At 55.4% G+C, this 17,491-nt stretch carries 13 protein-coding genes; 7 read left to right on the top strand and 6 right to left on the bottom strand.

Going from position 1 to position 17,491, the window contains the following annotated elements; translation table 11 throughout:
- Window positions 1-209: 209 nt before the first annotated feature.
- From QIW53_RS17040 to QIW53_RS17025, 4 genes are all read right to left on the bottom strand, one after another.
- Window positions 210-1,349, bottom strand: a complete 1,140-nt coding sequence (locus QIW53_RS17040; protein ID WP_371050767.1) for a PIN-like domain-containing protein — start codon at window positions 1,347-1,349, stop codon at window positions 210-212.
- A gap of 415 nt (window positions 1,350-1,764) precedes the next feature.
- Window positions 1,765-2,649 carry a hypothetical protein gene (locus QIW53_RS17035; protein WP_371050766.1) on the bottom strand — a complete coding sequence of 295 codons (885 nt, stop codon included), beginning with the start codon at window positions 2,647-2,649 and terminating at the stop codon, window positions 1,765-1,767.
- Window positions 2,604-3,119, bottom strand: a complete 516-nt coding sequence (locus tag QIW53_RS17030; protein WP_371050765.1) for a hypothetical protein — start codon at window positions 3,117-3,119, stop codon at window positions 2,604-2,606. The genes QIW53_RS17035 and QIW53_RS17030 overlap by 46 nt, the downstream gene beginning before the upstream one ends.
- On the bottom strand, window positions 3,116-3,784 hold the full coding sequence (locus QIW53_RS17025; RefSeq protein ID WP_371050763.1) for a GTPase domain-containing protein: 669 nt from the start codon (window positions 3,782-3,784) through the stop codon (window positions 3,116-3,118). The genes QIW53_RS17030 and QIW53_RS17025 overlap by 4 nt, the downstream gene beginning before the upstream one ends.
- A gap of 459 nt (window positions 3,785-4,243) precedes the next feature.
- Between QIW53_RS17025 and QIW53_RS17020 the strand changes: the two genes are divergently transcribed.
- From QIW53_RS17020 to QIW53_RS17005, 4 genes are all read left to right on the top strand, one after another.
- On the top strand, window positions 4,244-7,948 hold the full coding sequence (locus QIW53_RS17020) for a patatin-like phospholipase family protein (protein WP_371050762.1): 3,705 nt from the start codon (window positions 4,244-4,246) through the stop codon (window positions 7,946-7,948).
- Window positions 7,938-10,022, top strand: coding sequence for a dynamin family protein (locus tag QIW53_RS17015; RefSeq protein WP_371050760.1), 2,085 nt, complete (start codon window positions 7,938-7,940; stop codon window positions 10,020-10,022). The genes QIW53_RS17020 and QIW53_RS17015 overlap by 11 nt, the downstream gene beginning before the upstream one ends.
- Window positions 10,019-12,262 carry a dynamin family protein gene (locus QIW53_RS17010; RefSeq protein WP_371050759.1) on the top strand — a complete coding sequence of 748 codons (2,244 nt, stop codon included), beginning with the start codon at window positions 10,019-10,021 and terminating at the stop codon, window positions 12,260-12,262. Before QIW53_RS17015 ends, QIW53_RS17010 begins: the two co-directional genes overlap by 4 nt.
- A gap of 80 nt (window positions 12,263-12,342) precedes the next feature.
- On the top strand, window positions 12,343-13,692 hold the full coding sequence (locus QIW53_RS17005) for a dynamin family protein (protein WP_371050758.1): 1,350 nt from the start codon (window positions 12,343-12,345) through the stop codon (window positions 13,690-13,692).
- A 71-nt stretch (window positions 13,693-13,763) separates the two neighbouring features.
- Here QIW53_RS17005 and QIW53_RS17000 read toward each other — a convergent pair whose 3' ends face one another.
- Window positions 13,764-14,447, bottom strand: coding sequence for an EcsC family protein (locus QIW53_RS17000; protein WP_371050757.1), 684 nt, complete (start codon window positions 14,445-14,447; stop codon window positions 13,764-13,766).
- A gap of 356 nt (window positions 14,448-14,803) precedes the next feature.
- Here QIW53_RS17000 and QIW53_RS16995 point away from each other — a divergent pair, with 356 nt between their 5' ends.
- The 3 genes from QIW53_RS16995 to QIW53_RS16985 all read left to right on the top strand — a co-directional run bounded on the left by QIW53_RS16995 (window position 14,804) and on the right by QIW53_RS16985 (window position 17,273).
- Window positions 14,804-15,817: a helix-turn-helix transcriptional regulator gene (locus tag QIW53_RS16995; RefSeq protein WP_371050756.1), complete on the top strand. Its 1,014-nt coding sequence runs from the start codon at window positions 14,804-14,806 to the stop codon at window positions 15,815-15,817.
- A gap of 37 nt (window positions 15,818-15,854) precedes the next feature.
- Complete coding sequence (locus QIW53_RS16990) at window positions 15,855-16,505, top strand: hypothetical protein (protein ID WP_371050755.1); 651 nt, start codon at window positions 15,855-15,857, stop codon at window positions 16,503-16,505.
- A 99-nt stretch (window positions 16,506-16,604) separates the two neighbouring features.
- The gene (locus tag QIW53_RS16985; protein WP_371050814.1) at window positions 16,605-17,273 is read left to right on the top strand and encodes a hypothetical protein; all 669 of its coding nucleotides are present in this window, start codon (window positions 16,605-16,607) and stop codon (window positions 17,271-17,273) included.
- Here QIW53_RS16985 and QIW53_RS16980 read toward each other — a convergent pair.
- Window positions 17,270-17,479, bottom strand: a complete 210-nt coding sequence (locus QIW53_RS16980; protein ID WP_371050753.1) for a hypothetical protein — start codon at window positions 17,477-17,479, stop codon at window positions 17,270-17,272. The genes QIW53_RS16985 and QIW53_RS16980 overlap by 4 nt on opposite strands.
- Window positions 17,480-17,491: the final 12 nt, after the last annotated feature.

The raw sequence follows: 17,491 nt of genomic DNA, 5'->3' as shown, positions 1-17,491 counted from the left end.
TAACTAGTTGATCACCATCAAAATTTATACCAGTAACATACTCTACCAAGTCCCCAACCTTAAAATTCGAAAAATTACAACTACCATCAACAGTCAAAAAATGAAAGTATAAAGTAGCATCGCCCGACCTAACAAACCCGTACCGCCCATGCAACGTAACAATATGCCCAGAGCAAATTTTTGAGGAGCTAGAGAAGTCATAACTCTGCTTAACACAAAACAGCCGCAACTCTACCATCCGGAGTGCTGGTCAAATTAAACCTGAGATAATCTTGCTTATTGAGAGCGTAAAAATCAGCATCATCCATAAACGAGCGAACATTAAAATAGTATGTCTCGCCATCATTAAAGACGAAGCCGTACCCTTTCTCATGATCGATAGTTGTGACCACTGCCTCTCGCCACAAATTAGTTGGTTGCTCTATCGTCTGATGAATGTTTGCTAAAGAAAGACTAAGTGGCTTTTCTGCATTGAGGATAAATATTATCTGATCTGTCAAAGAATAGGTGTGCTCTATATAATGAACATGCGGAGAGAAATCATCAGCAATCCAATCACCCTTACTTTTCTCGTTAGTCAAGAACACCGCGTGCTTAGCTTCCGCTTTTATAAACTTCAAAATCTCATGATAAATAATGAAGTCACCATAAGGGTATTCTTTCCCCTTGGAGTCGCCTGCACCAGGAAAAACCGTGTAAGGCTTGGTTGATTGATTAGAATTTTTATGTGCATCCAACAGCTCTGCATATAACTTCTCAATCCCAGAAATTTCGCCTTCACTTAACTTTTCGGTTGTATTCAAACTAGCACAAGTAAATAAAAGCTCATCTTTTATCTTAACATCCTTAAAGTCATTGGTGGTTTCTGAAATACGCGCCTTCAGCTTATCCAGCGTAAGCTGAATGGACATTACCTCATTCAACTCATCCCGCACCTTTTCTAGCTCCCTCCACTCTTCCGGATAGTCGTTAACTAGAATTTTTTTATTAAGGTGCAGTACAGCCTCAAATTTATTCGTTATTTCATCACACACCCCAACAAAACTATCAGGGATTTTTCTCAGAGGTTCAAAAAGATCCTTCTCAATATTCTTAACACGATTTCTTCTGAACTCCTCTTGTACTTGAGCAGTCAGGTAAATATGCGAACTATTATCTTTCAAGAAGGATAATAGTTTAGTTTTTTCGCTCGCCGCCATGCCGTAATAGCTTAGTAATACGTTCGTATCTAAAAAAATGGCGACATCTTTTTTAAGTGAATAAGCCTTCTCAAAATTTTCTGCATAGGTTTGCAATGCTTTTGCAGATAGCGATATCGGCAATTCTTTTCTTATGTCAAAATTTATCACCAAACACTCCCTTATAGATCAATACTATTTTTAGTCGGGCTGTCGAGTATTTGTAGATACAACATCGAAAATCTGACTATTTGGCAATCAAGCATTATGAATAGAATCCATCCATACCGATAAACTTTCTAATATTCAGAAGGTCCAGCATGTCGACTCTTGTATCCCAACCTGTATCCTCAAAACTCGAATGCCACAAACCCCAGTAAAAACGGCAAATTTAGCGATAAGTTAAAATGACCCCGGCCCACCAACACTGAAAAAAAGAGGCCTTAGGGCGTCTTTTTTATGTGTGGGATACAGAGAAACCTAACGTTAAGCATCCATTGAAGACTGTCAAAAATCTTGGTCAAGCCCCCACCCGGTATCAAACATGATAGTCCAGGCTAGGCAATAGTAATCATGCGACGCACCGCTACAAACTATCGGTTTCAGGGCTGTCAAATTTTACCGTCAAGGTCAGAAGGTACTCTTCGATCGAATGAGCACTGTCCAGGTAATTTGCCGTCAGTCCTAGCCCCTTGGCCGGCAGGTTAAGCTTGGCCACTACGCCCAAAGAACGCTTCGATTCACTCGACAGGCTGATGACCACCTTCTGTTCAAGGATCTGGTTGTCTTCATCAGCGCACTGCTCGACCAGGCTTCGCATTACCACATCGCCCCACAGCTGTTTGCCACGCAAGTATTTTTCAGCTGCCTCGGTGTTGGGTTTGCCTCCGCGAAACGAGGCATTGATGGAAAACTTTCTGGCCAGTGAATTGCCCACTTTGTTTTCGACCTTGACATCGAGCTTGGCAACAGGAGCTTTGCCGTGCAACTCGTACACTTCGGACGAAGAGTCCTTGCTGACTTCGACCTGCTCAACGGTTACGTCCCGAGCTCCCAGGTATTGGCAGAGACGCGAAAAATGCCGCAGCTTCTCAATCGCGAACTGATCCGTGGCCTGGCTCAGGTCCACATAGGCGTTACGGTCATACGGGCTCTGTAAGAGCACCGCGCCCGGTCGAAGCAGGTCAGCATCGATAATATTCTGTAGCGCCTGGCTATCTGGCTCATCGACCGTAAGCGGGTACTGCAGGACGTGGGACTGGGTATCAAATAGAAACCCCTTGGCTTCGGGCTCGAGATCATAGAGACACTCATTGATCGTGTTCTCATCCAACACGAGCATCACTCTGCGTGCGCCATGGTCCAGCGGAATCTTGCCTGTTGCCACATTGCTCCCCTTTCGCGCGATGCGCGTGCCCTGTTCGTTCATTTGCCGAAAGTTTTCAGCGCCGCCAGTGTGCGTCTGAGCCACGCTGCCCACTTGCGCTGTAAAAGTGTTATCGCCAGGGCTATGAAGCTCTGGCTCGAATGCTTTTTTTCGAATTGCTCAAGCGCCTCCCGCGCAGCCAAGCGTTTAGGCTCTGAAAAGCTGCGCCCGATGGCGGTAGCGAATTGCTCGAGCGATGCCCACACCGCATCGACACCAATCGCTCCTGGACCCTGCCCGGTGTTGCGCTCGATCCAGCACACCACTGGCGCCAAGCGGCCCGCGCGGTCCCGCTCCTCGGCGACGACTTGCAAAACTGCTGCGTTGCCTTTGACGAACAACTTCACGCCATCTTGTGCGTACAGCACACTACCTTGCGCGCTAATACGGGTCAGTGCGGAATACGTTTGCTCGCGGATCGGGCTGCGAATTTCCGCCCCAGACTCCGCCAGGCGCAAATGGTCCGAGGAGCTGTTATCCAGCGCTTGAGCCTGAAAAACCTTGGCGTGCATCATGCCGTTACCGTCTTGATCAACGTCGCGACAAGTCTGGCCGCCTGATCTCGACTCACAAGACTGCCGAGAATGATCGGCGGCCGTTGACTGAGTTTCGACAGGCCTGCATCAAGGTGGAGTTTGACGAAACGATCACGGAAATGCCCCTGACTGGACACGGGAGTGGCGACGTACGTAGGGTCGAGGTCCATATGCGTGACGATCACGACCAGTTTGGGCGATGGCGCCGGAGCCTTCCTCCAGCTTTCAAGCTTTTCGAGATCGCGCTTGATACGTTGTTGATTGACCTCTTGAGCATTGACCAGATAAAGAACGATGTCCGCTTCATTGTGCAGTGCTTTCCAGTCCTCGATTGCATCAGGCGCACCGGGAACGTCGCGGGTTTCCTTAAGGTCCAGCTTCAGGTCATCCAGCGCAAACCGTTTCCCTTGGACTTTCTCGGTCAGCGTGGTTTGCATGTATTCGTCGGGAAGCTCGCCGCTGGCAAGGAACTTCAATAGCACCGTCTTGCCGACGTTACGCTCTCCCAGCACCGCCACGCGCTTGCCTTTGAGGCTAATGATCAGGCTGTCCCAGCCATCCTTGATTTCGTCACGCTTCCAGTAAGCGACGCCAGCCGCGACCACAGCTGCGGCTCCGGCAACGATTAGTCTCTCCCAACCCATACGAGCAGTCCCTGTCCTTCGTTTCTCGAATGGCCAACATTGTGGCCCATTTGTTTATAAGCGTGCATAAGCATGGAGAGGCTATCGGCTACCCAGTGTTGCACTTAAGTACGCGGCGGGTTTTACGCTGTGGGAGAGCCGGCTAGCCACTATGCGTCGACCTGAACTGCATAGCCCATGAAGTCAGACGACGCGTCTGACCAATTGCAAAATCTTTCGCACAAAGTCAGCATACTGGTCTTCAAGGGCAGAACGCCACCATGGAAATTGCTCCAGTCAAAAGGAACTTGGAATGTCCCTCCCCCCGCGCCCGACTAAAGAGGCCGTCTGCCGTGAGTTATCGGGCAACGACGATTCCCCGAGCTTCCGACAATTCGTACAGCCCCTCCCCCGATACCCCTCATCTGGAAGACTCGGACGAGCCCTCTTAGAGACGCCGCCCCCCTCATGGAGCAGAGCATGAAATTCAGGAAACTCGGTCTTACCCTATCTGGCGGCGGTGGTAAGGGCGCCTATCAGATCGGCGTCTGGCAGGCTATGCGCGACCTGGGACTGGACAGCCAACTGAGCGCCATCTCCGGCACTTCAGTAGGCGGACTCAACGGGGCCATGTTTGCTCAAAACAAACTCGACCAGGCCAAATCCATGTGGCTGAACATCGAAAGCAACAACATGCTTTCCGTACAGGATGTGCCTGGGCTGGCTTCACGGCTGGCGTTACTGACCGCAAGCGGCATGATCTCGCCATTGCTCAGCCACTTCATCAGCACCAAGGGCTTTTTCAAGCAGGATGGCCTCAAGAGCATGATCGCCGAAGGCCTGGACGCAGGCAGGCTGGCTTCCTCGGCGCTGCCGCTGACCGTGGCGCTGCACAATACTGCCGCCAACCGGGTCGACTACCTTTCGGTACGCGACACCCACACTGCAGCGGACATGCTGCTCGGTACGGCGGCCCTGCCCCTGATCTTCGATGAGGTCGCCATTGACGACGGCATTTATACCGATGGTGGCTTTTACTGGGGCTTGCCGCATAAACAGATTGATAACACCCCGATCCGGCCACTGATCGAGACTGGCTGCGACACCATCGTGGTGGTGTATCTGTCGCCCGACGACCTGAGTATCGACCCGCGCCACTATCCCGGGGTGCGAATTTTGCCAATCGTTCCTGCCAATAGCCTGGGCGGCGTCAGCGCCACGCTCGACTTTTCCAACGAAGGCGCTGCAAGGCGCATGGAACAAGGTTATACCGACAGCCTTCATATCTTTAGTCACCTGCAGATGTTCCTGGACAATGAGGCGCAGTACGAAGCCCTGTGGGAGCGCGCCCGCCTGGCAGCCGAAGAGGAGCGCAAGATCAGTCACAAGCTGTACGAGGTGGACCGTCAACACAGCCGCACCATCGGCGATATCCATGACTTCGACCGGCACATTCGCAACGACGATTTCAGTCAGAAATTCGATTTGGCCGAAGACGATATTCCCCTCGCGCTCGAGCACCTGGCTCTGGACAACACTGCGCTGCTGGCTGATATCGAGCGGCAGCAACTTGAAACGGCCGTCGTCAGTTTCCTGGCTCAGAACAGCAACAACCGCAGGGCGGTCGAAACCTCGGTGCTGGACGCCCTCGCCACCCTTTCCCCCGTCAGCGGGCGGGCCACACACCTGCGTGAACAGGGAGTGTTGTCGCGTTTCATGAGCGCCATCACCGGCAAGAATCAACACATTGCCGCCGAGAACGACCGTGATCTGGCCCAGGCGCAATTCGCCGCCCTACGCCTGATTGCAGCGGTTCAGGAAAAAGGCGCAATCTCCCTCGAGTTCGCCTGCACGTTGCAGAACCGCTTGAACGGCGCCTTCGCCGAGATCCAGCGATTGGGAGATCGTCATAACCGGGATCTGCGACGCGTCTATCTCTCGCTCGCCGGAGTCTACTGCAAGCTACGCGACCGCCTGAGTGCGCATGAGAGCCGCCTCGATACCCTGGAACGCACCAGCCGCCTGCACGATTGGCTACTGCATCCCAACAGGCGTCATCTTGACGGCAAAGCGCTCAGCGAGCTGCCTGCGGCCTTGCGTCTCAGCTGTCTGGCCAACGATTTCTTTCGCCTCACCGACGGCCAGTGGACAGTCCACGAGCTGAACAGCCTCAAAGAGATGTGCCTGCTCGTAGGGCTGGATCATGCTCACCCCGTGCACATCGGCAAGTTCTGTACCCAGTTGAGCGAGCAACCTGCTTGTCTGCAGGCACTTACCCTGCAACTGGCCGCGCTGCCTCAGGCTGACCTGTGCAACCCGAACGCCCTCTGGTTGCTTGATTTGCGCGGCGGTACTGCACCAACAGACTTCGACAGCGTATCGGCCCGCTGGGGGTATGGCGCGGCCACGGAGCTACCCGCCTGGGACTTTCTCGCCGAACTGCTCTACCACCTCCAGTGTGCCGGATTTTCGGTGGTACGCAGCAGCGACCTGAGTCGGTACAAGGAGCACTGGCTGGGGCAACTGCAAGTGCTTGACGACCTGCTGGGCGACAACATCCTGCCCAAGAGCTTCGCCGGGGAGATCAACGCCCTACGCCAGCAGATCACCGGCTTCCACCTCAAGGTGCCGCTGATCGGCAAGTTCAGTGTTGGCAAGTCGACCCTGCTCAACTGCTGGCTGGGCGAGGAGATCCAGAAGGACGACCTGGGTGCCTGTACCAGTCTGGCCACTGAATTTCACTATGCTGAACCGGGCACGGAAAAGCTGGTCATCCACTGGCTGGAGGACGCCGCGACCGGCCAGGTAAGTCGCGAAGAAAAACCGCTCACAGCCTACGACGCACTGATCGCCAACCCAGACACCAGCGCCCGGCCACCGCTGTTCGTCGAACTGCACCTTTGCCGCACTGCCCTCGCCCGCCACCCTGATCTGGTGCTGGTCGACACGCCGGGCCTGGGCTCCAATAACGGCCAACATGAACGTGCCCTGGAGCAGTACATCGGTGAAGCAGTTTCGTGCATCCTCTGCGTCACCCGTATCAGCCAGGTCGGTATCGACGAGCTGGCATTCATTGATCGCCAGCGCTCCCTGGGTCAGACGTTTTCCCTGCTGGTCTGCCAGGAGGCACTGAACAGCCGTCAGCAGCGCGAATCCTTGCGCCGCTCCCTCGCCGAACAGGCTGGCCTAGACCCACGCCAGCCGACCCGAGGTTGCTCTGCGCGTGAGGGTGATCTGAGTGGCTTCGAGGATTCGCTTGCTGGCCTCGAAACACGCAAGGCGGACTTGTTCCACGAGCGCTTCGCTGCGCAGATCAAGGCATTGTTGGTTCAGGCCGAACGTCTGATTCGTCAGCAATTGGCGATGGACACCAGCGCCGAGCAATTGCTCGAGCAGCAGAAGATCCTCGACAAGGGCATGGCCCGCCTCAAAGAAAATTACACCAACGAGCAAGACAGCCTGCTACGCGACTGCCGCGGACCGATCAGCCGCCACGTGTTGGCCACCGTCAACAGCTACCTGCGCAACCGTCGCCAGGCCTACAAGCAGATGCTGCTGGCTGGCCAGGGCATTGGCCCGCTGCTCACCGCCGATGCGCGTAACGCTAGCCAGTTGGCCATTGAGCAAAACCTGACCACACGCCTCAAGGACGCCTGTCAACGCCTGGGCAGTCATATCGAGTTCAACGCCGGTGAGGGACCTCAAATCTCCGGCGACGGCCCGGCCGGAATGGAGGCCGAGTCCGGTTTGGGTGCCTCCGCAGCCGGTGCAGCGGCCGGGGCGGCCATAGGCACCATAGTGCCGGGAATTGGCACCTTGATCGGCGGTTTGATCGGCAGCGCGGTTGGCCAGCTTGCTTCGCGCAGCAACAAGGAGAGTGAAGCTGAAGGCAAAGCCAATGACGCGATTGAAACAGTCATCAGCCAGTTGCAAGGCGTGATTCCCGATGCACTCGACAAGCATGCCCGTAAATTCATCTCCGATATGTGCGACAGACTGGCCGCACAGTTGGCCACGCAGCGGGAAAACCTCGAACGCATCGAACAACAACTGATGGCCGACCGTGAACGCAAGCAACAAATCCAGCACAAGGCCGAACAGGCGCTGAACAGCGTCGCCCAATTGCTCGACCACAGCAGCCAGCACCAACCCTGCCCTGCGGAGGCCTGCACCGATGTCGCTTGATTTCAACCTCTCCCTCGAAGACCTGGAAGCTGCGCAATCGGCCACCACCAACCCTTACCTGAGTGACCCCGACAAAGGCTTGCAACTGATTGCCAGCCTGGTCGGCCAACCACGCCCTGGCGTGGGCCTGTCGCAAGGTCAACAACTGTCCGCCACGCTGCATCGACTGATCCATGAGCGCTTCATCGACCTCACGTCTAAAGGCAGCTATCCCGGCGAAGCCAAGGCGTTGCGAGAACTGCAGGCGCTGGAGACGTCACTGGAAAACCTTGCTCTGTTTCCCGATCTGGCAAACAAGACCGTGATCGGTGTCGGTGGTGGCTTCAGCGCCGGTAAATCGCGCCTGCTCAACACCCTGCTCGGCGTGGATCTGCTACCGGAGTCGCTGGAGCCGACCACGGCGATTCCCAGTTTCATCACCCGTGGCGAAGACGGTATCGTCGCGCTAAACACCTTCAACCAGCAGATTCGGCTGGACCACGACGGCCTCCAGGCCATCACTCACGCCTTCACCAGTCACTACCGCGACAGCCTTGATGAGTCATTCGGTCTCGCCCATGTGCTCAAGCTGTTGATGCTCCACTGCGCAAGCTTCGACTGGAACAACCTGGCCTTTCTTGATACGCCCGGCTACAGCAAGGCAGACGCCCTTGGCAGCCATCACAGTGATGAGACCGTTGCGCTAAGACAACTGGCCGAAGCCGACTACGTGATATGGCTGCTCAGCGCCAGGAACGGTTCGATTCGTCAGGATGATCTGGCTTTTCTGCGCAGCCTCGATCATCCCAAACCGATTTTCTTCGTTGTCACTCAGGCCGATCTGGTTGGCCGCTCGTCTATCGGTTCTATTCTGCAAGCCACAGCAGAGGCGATCGACGCATCTGGCATTCCCTGCGCCGGACTGATGGCCTGGGCGGCTCCCCTGGAAACCGAACAGGGAACGTTGATCGCTGGTGATGATATTCGCGTGTGGCTCCAAGCACTGGACGAAGCGCCCAAGTACACCCACCACAGGCGCACATGCGAACGTGTGCTGGACGGTTACATCCATCACAACCGGGAAAATCTGTCCAACAGCCGCAGAAAATTATCGCTGTTCAATACCCTGATGCCCCTCCGGGAAAAACTGCCTCAAAGTGAACAGGTAACGCTCCAGGAACTGCTCCAGGAGCAACGTGCCCAGCAGAAAATTTTTGCTGAACTGGTCGACGAGTTCACCGCTTTGAAACACGAGATGCAGGAAATCATCACGCAGATCATCGGTGATCTGGCCATTGATGCGCTTTCCATTGAAGAACTGTTTGCCAAGGGGCTGGCCCTGCATGAAGAAGGCGATTACGACTCAGCGATTACCTTCTTCCAGCAAGCAGCGGACCAGGGTAGCTCCGCTGCTCAGTTTCACCTGGGCATCTACCACGAGCTAGGCCAGGGCGTGTGTCTAAACGAACGCCTCGCAGCAGAGTGGTACCGCAAGGCCAGAGATCAGGGCCATATGGAGGCTCAGTTTTACCTGGGCGTCTGCTACGAGAACGGTGTAGGCCTGCAAGAAAATCTGCAAAGCGCTGTGGCCTGCTACCTTCAGGCTGCGGAGCAAGGGCACATTGACGCTCAATTCAACCTGGGCGTCTGCCTTGCCAATGGTGAAGGTACTTCGAAAGACCACCAGCAGGCACTGCACTGGTTTGAAAAAGCAGCCGAGCAAGGTCACCCCGAAGCTCGCTTCCACGTGGTCAATTTCGCGGCCCAACGAGGCAGCTCCGCCGGACAGTACGCGCTCGGGGTGCTCTACGAGAAAGGCCTGGGCGTTTCCCAGGACCTGGAAAAGGCCATCGCGGTTTATCGCAAAGCGGCCGAGGGCGGAAATGCCGATGCCCAATTTGAACTTGGCCAGCGCTATTTAAATGGACAGGGACTACGGAAAAACTCCGCTCACGCGATCAGTTGGCTGGAAAAGGCGGCGGTGCAAAAACATGCCAAGGCCGCTTCATTGCTGAATCAACAACGATTGAGTCGCCCCCCTCAGTCGGCAGGCTGGTTTTCTCAGATTCATATGTTCAGGAATAAAATCCAATGACATCCCATGTGTTCTCCCTGGATTCGCTGACCCCGCATGCCGCCGCTATCGACCCAGAACAACTCAGTGGTTTGAAAGCCTTGCTCGACGGGCTGGAAGTTAACCTTAAAGCTGTACGCGAAAAAGATCGCGACCTGCGCATCGCGGTTGTCGGTCAAATGAAGGCCGGCAAGTCCTCGTTCCTCAATGCTGCCTTCTTCGGCCGCGACTTGCTGCCAAAGGCGGACACGCCAATGACTGCTGCATTGACCAAAATTGTCTACGCCTCCAAAGCCAAGGCTGAAGTGGTGTTCTACAGCGCCGACGACTGGGAAGATATCGAACTACGTGCCAACGAGTACCCCAAGGCGTATGCCGAAGCAGAGCGCAGGCTGAATGAGCCGCAGAAGTCCGACAGCCCTTTCGCCAAAGCTAACGTGACACCTCGCATGCATAGTGCGCAGGAGATCGATCGCCACGTTCCCGAAGCCATCCGTTCCTCAAGGGAGCTGGTGGAAATGGCACGCAGGAAGGGCCTCGACGTCCGCGACTACTTGGGTAAAACCGAGGTACTGGACGTCGCCGGCGGCGCAGAGAATCTCGCCCATGCACTGCACGAATATGTTGGCAGCGGCGGACGCTTCACGGCCATCACCAAGATGTCCGTGCTGCATGTCGACGACAAACGATTGCAGGGCCTGGAAATAATTGACACCCCCGGCTTCAACGACCCAGTGGTATCCCGTGGCCAAATCACCCGAAGCTTCCTTGGCCAGTGCGACGTGATCTTCCTGCTCTCCGCAGTCAGCCAGTTCCTCACCTCCTCCGACATGGCGGTGCTGCGCGAGCAGCTACCCGAAGCGGGTATCGACGAAAAGGCGGTGTTTCTGGTCGGATCGCAGCGCGATCTTGCTCTGCGTCAGGATCGTGGTATCGCCATCACAGCCAGCAAGCTCGCCGAACGGGCACCTGCCGAGAAACGTTCTGCGGTACGAACCGGTGCCATGCTGCAGTTGCTGGACAAGAAAATGTCCGATCAGGCCAGCCTGACACTGGAAGCGCAGATCAACCAGCCAGACCAGGATAGCAAGACCCGGCGCATCCTCGGCGCTGTCAAAAAATCCCCACCACGCTTCATTTCCAGCTGGGCGTGGCTGGTCGCCGAGCACTTCGATGCGCTGTCCGAAGAAGACCGGGAACAACTCGATCAGCTGTGCACCACCACGGGTTTTGCCTTTGAACCGAACAGCCTGCGGCAACTCTCCAACATTCCGGCGCTACGCGACGAGATCCTCGCCCAGCGAGAACGCAAACAGCACCTGATTGCCAGCAAGGAACAACAGCTGATCGAAGGCGTGCACAACGGGACGCGCGAACGCCTGCAACAGATTGAGCTCAGCCTGCAGGCGCGCAGTGAACGGGTTCGCAACGGCGACATTGGAGGGTTGGAGAGAACCGAACAGGATATGCTCCGGCGCATGCAAAGCGGCAAGGCGCGCCTGGAGGGAGTGTTTGACGAGCAGGTGGTCAAAGCCAGCCAGCAATTCGCGCTGCTCAAGACAGATATTCGCGAGCAGGCACAGAAGCATTCGAGGGTGGATGTAATCAAGGAAACCAAGACCGAGTCTTACTCAGTTTCGACGTCCAACTGGTACAACCCTTTCTCTTGGGGTAATCGAGAAACACGCTACCGTGACGTAGTCACCGCCTACGCCAGCGCCCAGGATGCCATCGAAAAGGTCCATGTTTTCGCCTTAGAGACCACCAGGGCGCTGCAGACGGCAATCATTGGCTGTGTCGACCTCGATCAACTGCGCAGCAAAGTGGGTGTCGCGGCGATGTCGCTGTTCGACACTGGCAGCGCCGAATTCGATGCCGAACTGATGCTGGCAGAGGTCAACAAGAGCCTGCGCCGTATCACCATTCCAAATGTCAGCTTCGGCGACAAGGACTACAGCCTCAGCATCCTCAAATCATTTGGCAGCGACCGAGTATCAGAGAGCCAGATCAACGGCCTCAAGGAAGCTCAACGCGAAGCAGTGGCCGCGATCATTCGTGATCTGGAAGGCGAAGTGAAGGGCAAGGTAGAGGCAATCGAAAAGAGCCTGGGAAGCACCGGCCAAACCTTTGTCGAAAGCATGAGCCGCGACATTCAGCAGAGCCTGACCAGCTTGCGCAATGACATAGCCAACAAGGAGCAGAGCATCCAGCAGATCGCTGCCGCCCGTCAGGCGGTAGCAAAAGCGCTGGCAACGCTGTGACCGTGAAGTGCCGAGCGTCTGAAAGCGTCATGAAATAGAGGCCAGCACGAAACAGTGGCTTGCAAACAGAAGAACTATATATGTCCCTTGATTACATCTTCTCCCCCGAAGAACTGGAGGCCGCCGAAGCCGAAACTGCCAATCCCTATCTGGCGGATTCGGCGATGGGCCTGCAGCTGATCACCCGGCTGATCGCCCAGCCTCAAGGTACGATCCGCAGCCAACATCGCCAGCAGTTGCATCGATTGCACCAAATGATCCACCATAGCTTTGTCAATCTCGCGGCGCGCGACGACTACCCGGCCGAAGCACAAGCCTATCGCGAGCTGGTGGCGCTGGAGCAGTCGCTGGAAGACCTGGTTGCTTTCCCCAACCTGGCCAACAAAACCGTGATCGGTGTGGGCGGCGGCTTCAGTGCCGGCAAATCGCGTTTTCTCAACAGCCTGCTCTGCGTCGATGTGCTGCCCGAATCGCTTGAGCCCACCACCGCGATCCCCAGCTACCTCGTGCAGGGCGAGCGTGAGGAAATCATCGCGCTGAACAGTTTCACCCAGGAGGTTGCCCTGGACCGCAGTGCTCTAGAGGCAATCACCCATGCCTTCCAGAAGCATTACCAGGAAACGCTCGGAGTGGAGATCGGTTTCGCTCATGTCCTGCGCCTGCTGATGATCCATTTGCCAGGCCTGTGGCAGCGCCTCGCCTTCCTCGATACGCCCGGCTACAGCAAGGCTGACCGCAACGACGCCGTGCACAGCGATGCACGGATCGCCCAGCGCCAACTGGCCGACGCCGACCACGTGATCTGGCTGCTCAGTGCCAAAAATGGCTCCATCCGCCGTGATGACCTGGAGTTTCTGCAGACCCTCAACCACCCAAAACCCATCTTCTTTGTCGTCACCCAAGCGGATCTGGTCGGTCGTTCACGCATCCAGGGGATTCTCAACAGCACAGCGCAGGCACTCGACGAGGCTGGCATCATCCGGGCCGGGCTGATGGCCTGGGCCGCCCCACTGGATGATCTCGCGGGTCAGCACGTTGCCGGCGATGACGTACGCGCCTGGCTTGATACGCTCAGTAACCAGCCCAAGCGCACCCAGAAGCGTTTGGCCTGCGCACGAGTAATGGACGCCATCATCGCCCACAACAGTAATGCTGTGGCCCATAACCGTGAGCTGCTGGCTGCCTTGAACGAGCTCTTGCCTATCGCCGAAAATTTGGCTGAGAAACGGCGTAGAACGATCAAGCAAAAGATCGAAAGATTACGCAATGATCAGCGCCGACTCAAAGAAATGGTCAGCGCGTTCAGCGAACTCAAGCAGGAAATGCTCGATACCATCACTCGCATCGTTGGAGGTATAGCCGAAGATGAAGAGGTCGATCTGCAATCCGCATGCAGGAACCTGAACACATCGCGGCTACCTGAGAAGTGAGGTAGCGATGCGGACAGACGCAATACCTAACTGGTGAGAGAGTGTCTCAAATGTCGCATCTAAACTTCGTATTACACAACCTCTCCAGTTTCCGCTTCGGATCGAACGTCAGTCGTAGCTGCCGGCGCTGGATTCAGGACAAAGATATCCCTGGCCACGTTGCCGACAGTGTTTGTGGTCACCGAATCGAACGCTGCCCCAACCAGCCCCCCCAAAAGAGGGACGGCCTTGCCGAGATTTATCGCGCCTGTAGTGCCGAACTTGGTCAGCAGACGGAAACCTACGGCCTGGTTTATTTTGGTAATCGTAGCTCGGCTGATATTGTTGATTGAGCTCATGGCCACTTTACTGGCTATGACAATACCGACATCTTTCAAAATATCCTTGGCTGCATTTCCTGCCAAGCATGTGTAAACGAGGGTTTTAACCCGATCATCACGCGGGTCATGCCCTCCAAGATAGGCCATGGCAGTGATCATACGCAGTTGTACATACATCACGCTGGCAACGTTTGCGGGAACGGTTACCGGAAGTGTGATGATTCCGCCGAGCCCCGTCAGAAAGCCTGATGTAGCCGCTTTAGTATTTTGCCAACGAATAAGGGAGTTGGCTGCATCCAGCGCGCTGTCGTTATTTTTTCGGTATTCTTCAGCGAACTCTCGAGCCGTTTCCGTCCCAGGAATGCCGTCCATTGCCTTTTCGTAGGCCCAATCCAGCGCTTGGGTCAGTTTGCTCAGCGTCAACTCGTTAGCCATAACTTTTCCTGTCCTTTTCCTTGGTGGCGTATCGAAAGGGGCTACCCTGAAGCCATCGGCAGATGGGTCCATATCTTGATCGAAATCCCGAACCAGCCCTCGCGTAGACAAAGCTCGAAGCTCGAAGCCTAGCAGCGTAATATCATTACGATATCACGCGCAATTTTTCGATTCATTTTTTATTATTTATTACGCTGCGACAGGGTGCGACGCACGTAGTAGCTAAAAAGAGCAAATGCCGAGCTCATCCAAAATCGAAAAAAACGGCTCGGTGCGACTCGTAGAATGGCCAGTTGATATTAGACAAACTTCACGCCATGCTCTGCTCTCCGTGAGCCAGAGTAAGGAAGCGAACGTTGCCCACGCACTCGACCGGCAGAACAATTTCCCGCCAATGGGAAATGCTCAAACTATTACCCAATCGTGCCCCCGGCTTATCTGCAGCCGACCTGCACCAGCAACTGCAAGACGCTGGCCACCGCACGACAAAGCGCACGGTTGAACGAGATCTCAACGAACTCTCGCGGCTCTTCCCGCTGCACTGCAACGATAAAGGCACGCCCTACGGTTGGTACTGGCAACCAGGTAAATCCATTGACCTGCCGGGCATCACGGTGGGAGAGGCATTGACCCTGCGTCTGGTGGAAGACAGCATTCGCCCCCTGGTTCCGGGCCTGATGCTCAAAAGCCTGGAACCTCGCTTCAACCAGGCTCGACAGAAGCTGAAGGCATTGAGTGAGGAGAGTGCTTCGGCGCGCTGGATCGATAAGGTTGCCAGCGTTCAACCGACGCTGAATCTGATTGCCCCGGAAATCAACGCAGAGCATCTGGACGTGCTCCAGCAAGCGCTGCTCGAAGATCAGCAGTTGCTCTGCCTCTACCAGTCGGCAAACAAAAACCGCGTCCAAGAGCTGACGCTCAACCCGTTGGCATTGGTTCAACGAGGGCAAATCACCTATCTGGTTGCCTGTGCCGACTCATTTGACGATGTGCGACTCTATGCCATGCATCGCTTCGAAGACGTCGCACTCAAAGGGAAATCCAGCCGACGTCCTGCGGATTTTGAGCTTCCGGATTACATCCAGAGTGGTGCAATGCAATTTGGTATCTCCGAGTCGATCAAACTGCGTGCCTGGGTCGACCCTGCTCTCGCCAACCGCCTTCGTGAGACCCCGCTATCAGAAGATATGGCTCTGATGGTCGAACCCAATGGCGCTCGCTTGACCGCTACAGTCAACGACAGTTGGGAGCTCAAATGGTGGTTGCTGTCTCAGGCCGGCGCCATCCGTGTCGATGAGCCGGCTAATTTGCGTCAGGCATTGATCGACTGTCAGCGGCAGAGCCTGGCTCTGCACGAAACCGCAATCTGACCGATATTTCCTCACCTTTCCGAACGAGCCAGCATTCATGAATTACCAGACCCTCAAGGCCCGCCACCGTCTTGAACGTGACAACCACCACGTCAATCTGACCCTGCGTGTGCACCGCGCCTTAAGTTGGTTGCAACGAGCCGAACAGACAGACGACGCCGACGGCCGTTTTGTTTTTCTTTGGATCGCCTTCAACGCGGCTTATGCCACTGACATCGACGAGAACTTTCGGTTGTCGGAGCAGGAAACTTTCCGAGCCTTCCTGTGCAAGCTGTGTGACCTGGATCGCCAGCGACAGATCGAGAATCTGGTTTGGACGGAATTTTCGGGAAGCATTCGAGTACTACTGGACAATCAGTATGTTTTTCAAAGTTTCTGGGATTACCAGAATGGAAAAATCTCGCAAGATCAGTGGACGGAACGCTTCGCAGCAGGCCGACGTCGTGCGCAGTCCGCTCTGGCAAAGCGTGATACTGCCGAAGTACTCGCTGTGTTGTTCAATCGAATCTACACCCTGCGTAATCAGGTGATGCACGGTGGTGCAACCTGGAACAGCAGCATCAACCGGCCGCAACTGCGCGACTGCAGCAATCTGCTAGGCAAGCTGGTCCCGTTGATCATTGAGTTGATGCTGGATAACCCCGACACACTCTGGGGAGATGCCTGTTACCCGGTGGTCCAGCTCTGATTTGACCGCTTGCATCGTGATTGTGACGTCCATCCAACGATGTTAGCTACGGCTACTGGTTCAAAACTCGCAGCAACAAGGAAATTTGCCGTGAACAAAATGTTTGTCAGCCCTTGGCTGTTGGTTTCTCCCGATGGTCCGGTTACCTGCGCCCTAGATGAGCCGGGCCTGGTCCATATGCGTCAAGGCGATGCGGACGGTGCCTGCGGGCCATACGCATTGATGATGGGCCTGATCACCTTGGGAGCACTGAAACGGGACCGTATTGCCTACATGGGTGACTGGGACGGGCGCAGCCGCGAAGGACGCTTTCGTAACGCACTTCGAGAGCATGGCGCCTTGGTTTCCCGGGGCACCACCACGAGAGACCTGATGGAACTCGCTGAGCATTTTCGCCGTGAAGATGTTATTTCAGCGCTGATCGATGGCAACAAGAAAGAGCTTGTTAAATCCGTACAGGACGAGATTGCTCGCGATGCTGTTGCTCTGATCTGCGTGAGCTGGTCGAAACTGGAAGGTCACTGGTTGATGGTTGTGGGGCATCAGGGCTACGAGGAAAATGGCGTCTACCAACCCACTCATCTCCTGTGTCTGGACCCGCTGAGCGAAGCTCCGAAATCATCACTCTGGAATGCGGTGATTGCAGTTTACGACGATGACGGAAAAGCGCTGCGCGGCGGCACCTACTCCTGCGACCACTGGGGCATGGATGGCCAGGTAACGTCATGCAAACTGGATCAGTTGCTGACGCTGTCCCTGCAAAGCTAATGCACACTGCCCAAACCTGCAGCCTCAAGGATCATGCGGTCGAGCATTTCGAGCATGTCGTCGACGTCAATTTCCTTGAAGCAGCCATTCTCCTCCTGATCGAGAATCATGGCTGCAAACTCCTCGCTGTACTCGGCTACATCCCCCGACTGATCCTGCAAGGATGACAGGATAATCGCGGGAGTATCAGCATCATCTTTGCACATCGGGGACCTCGA

The sequence above is a fragment of the Pseudomonas fluorescens genome (assembly GCF_041354075.1).
In the GTDB taxonomy this organism is placed as follows: Bacteria; Pseudomonadota; Gammaproteobacteria; order Pseudomonadales; family Pseudomonadaceae; genus Aquipseudomonas; species Aquipseudomonas fluorescens_CE.
The sequence above is the reverse complement of the archived record's forward strand: the minus strand, read 5'-3'. Positions and strand labels throughout refer to the sequence as shown.

Bases quoted from the DNA above. Each gene is read 5' to 3' on its own strand.
- QIW53_RS17030 (WP_371050765.1), bottom strand. From the start codon at position 3,119: ATGATGCACGCCAAGGTTTTTCAGGCTCAAGCGCTGGATAACAGCTCC.
- QIW53_RS17025 (WP_371050763.1), bottom strand. From the start codon at position 3,784: ATGGGTTGGGAGAGACTAATCGTTGCCGGAGCCGCAGCTGTGGTCGCG.
- QIW53_RS17020 (WP_371050762.1), top strand. From the start codon at position 4,244: ATGAAATTCAGGAAACTCGGTCTTACCCTATCTGGCGGCGGTGGTAAG.
- QIW53_RS17015 (WP_371050760.1), top strand. From the start codon at position 7,938: ATGTCGCTTGATTTCAACCTCTCCCTCGAAGACCTGGAAGCTGCGCAA.
- QIW53_RS17010 (WP_371050759.1), top strand. From the start codon at position 10,019: ATGACATCCCATGTGTTCTCCCTGGATTCGCTGACCCCGCATGCCGCC.
- QIW53_RS17005 (WP_371050758.1), top strand. From the start codon at position 12,343: ATGTCCCTTGATTACATCTTCTCCCCCGAAGAACTGGAGGCCGCCGAA.
- QIW53_RS17000 (WP_371050757.1), bottom strand. From the start codon at position 14,447: ATGGCTAACGAGTTGACGCTGAGCAAACTGACCCAAGCGCTGGATTGG.
- QIW53_RS16990 (WP_371050755.1), top strand. From the start codon at position 15,855: ATGAATTACCAGACCCTCAAGGCCCGCCACCGTCTTGAACGTGACAAC.
- QIW53_RS16985 (WP_371050814.1), top strand. From the start codon at position 16,605: ATGTTTGTCAGCCCTTGGCTGTTGGTTTCTCCCGATGGTCCGGTTACC.
- QIW53_RS16980 (WP_371050753.1), bottom strand. From the start codon at position 17,479: ATGTGCAAAGATGATGCTGATACTCCCGCGATTATCCTGTCATCCTTG.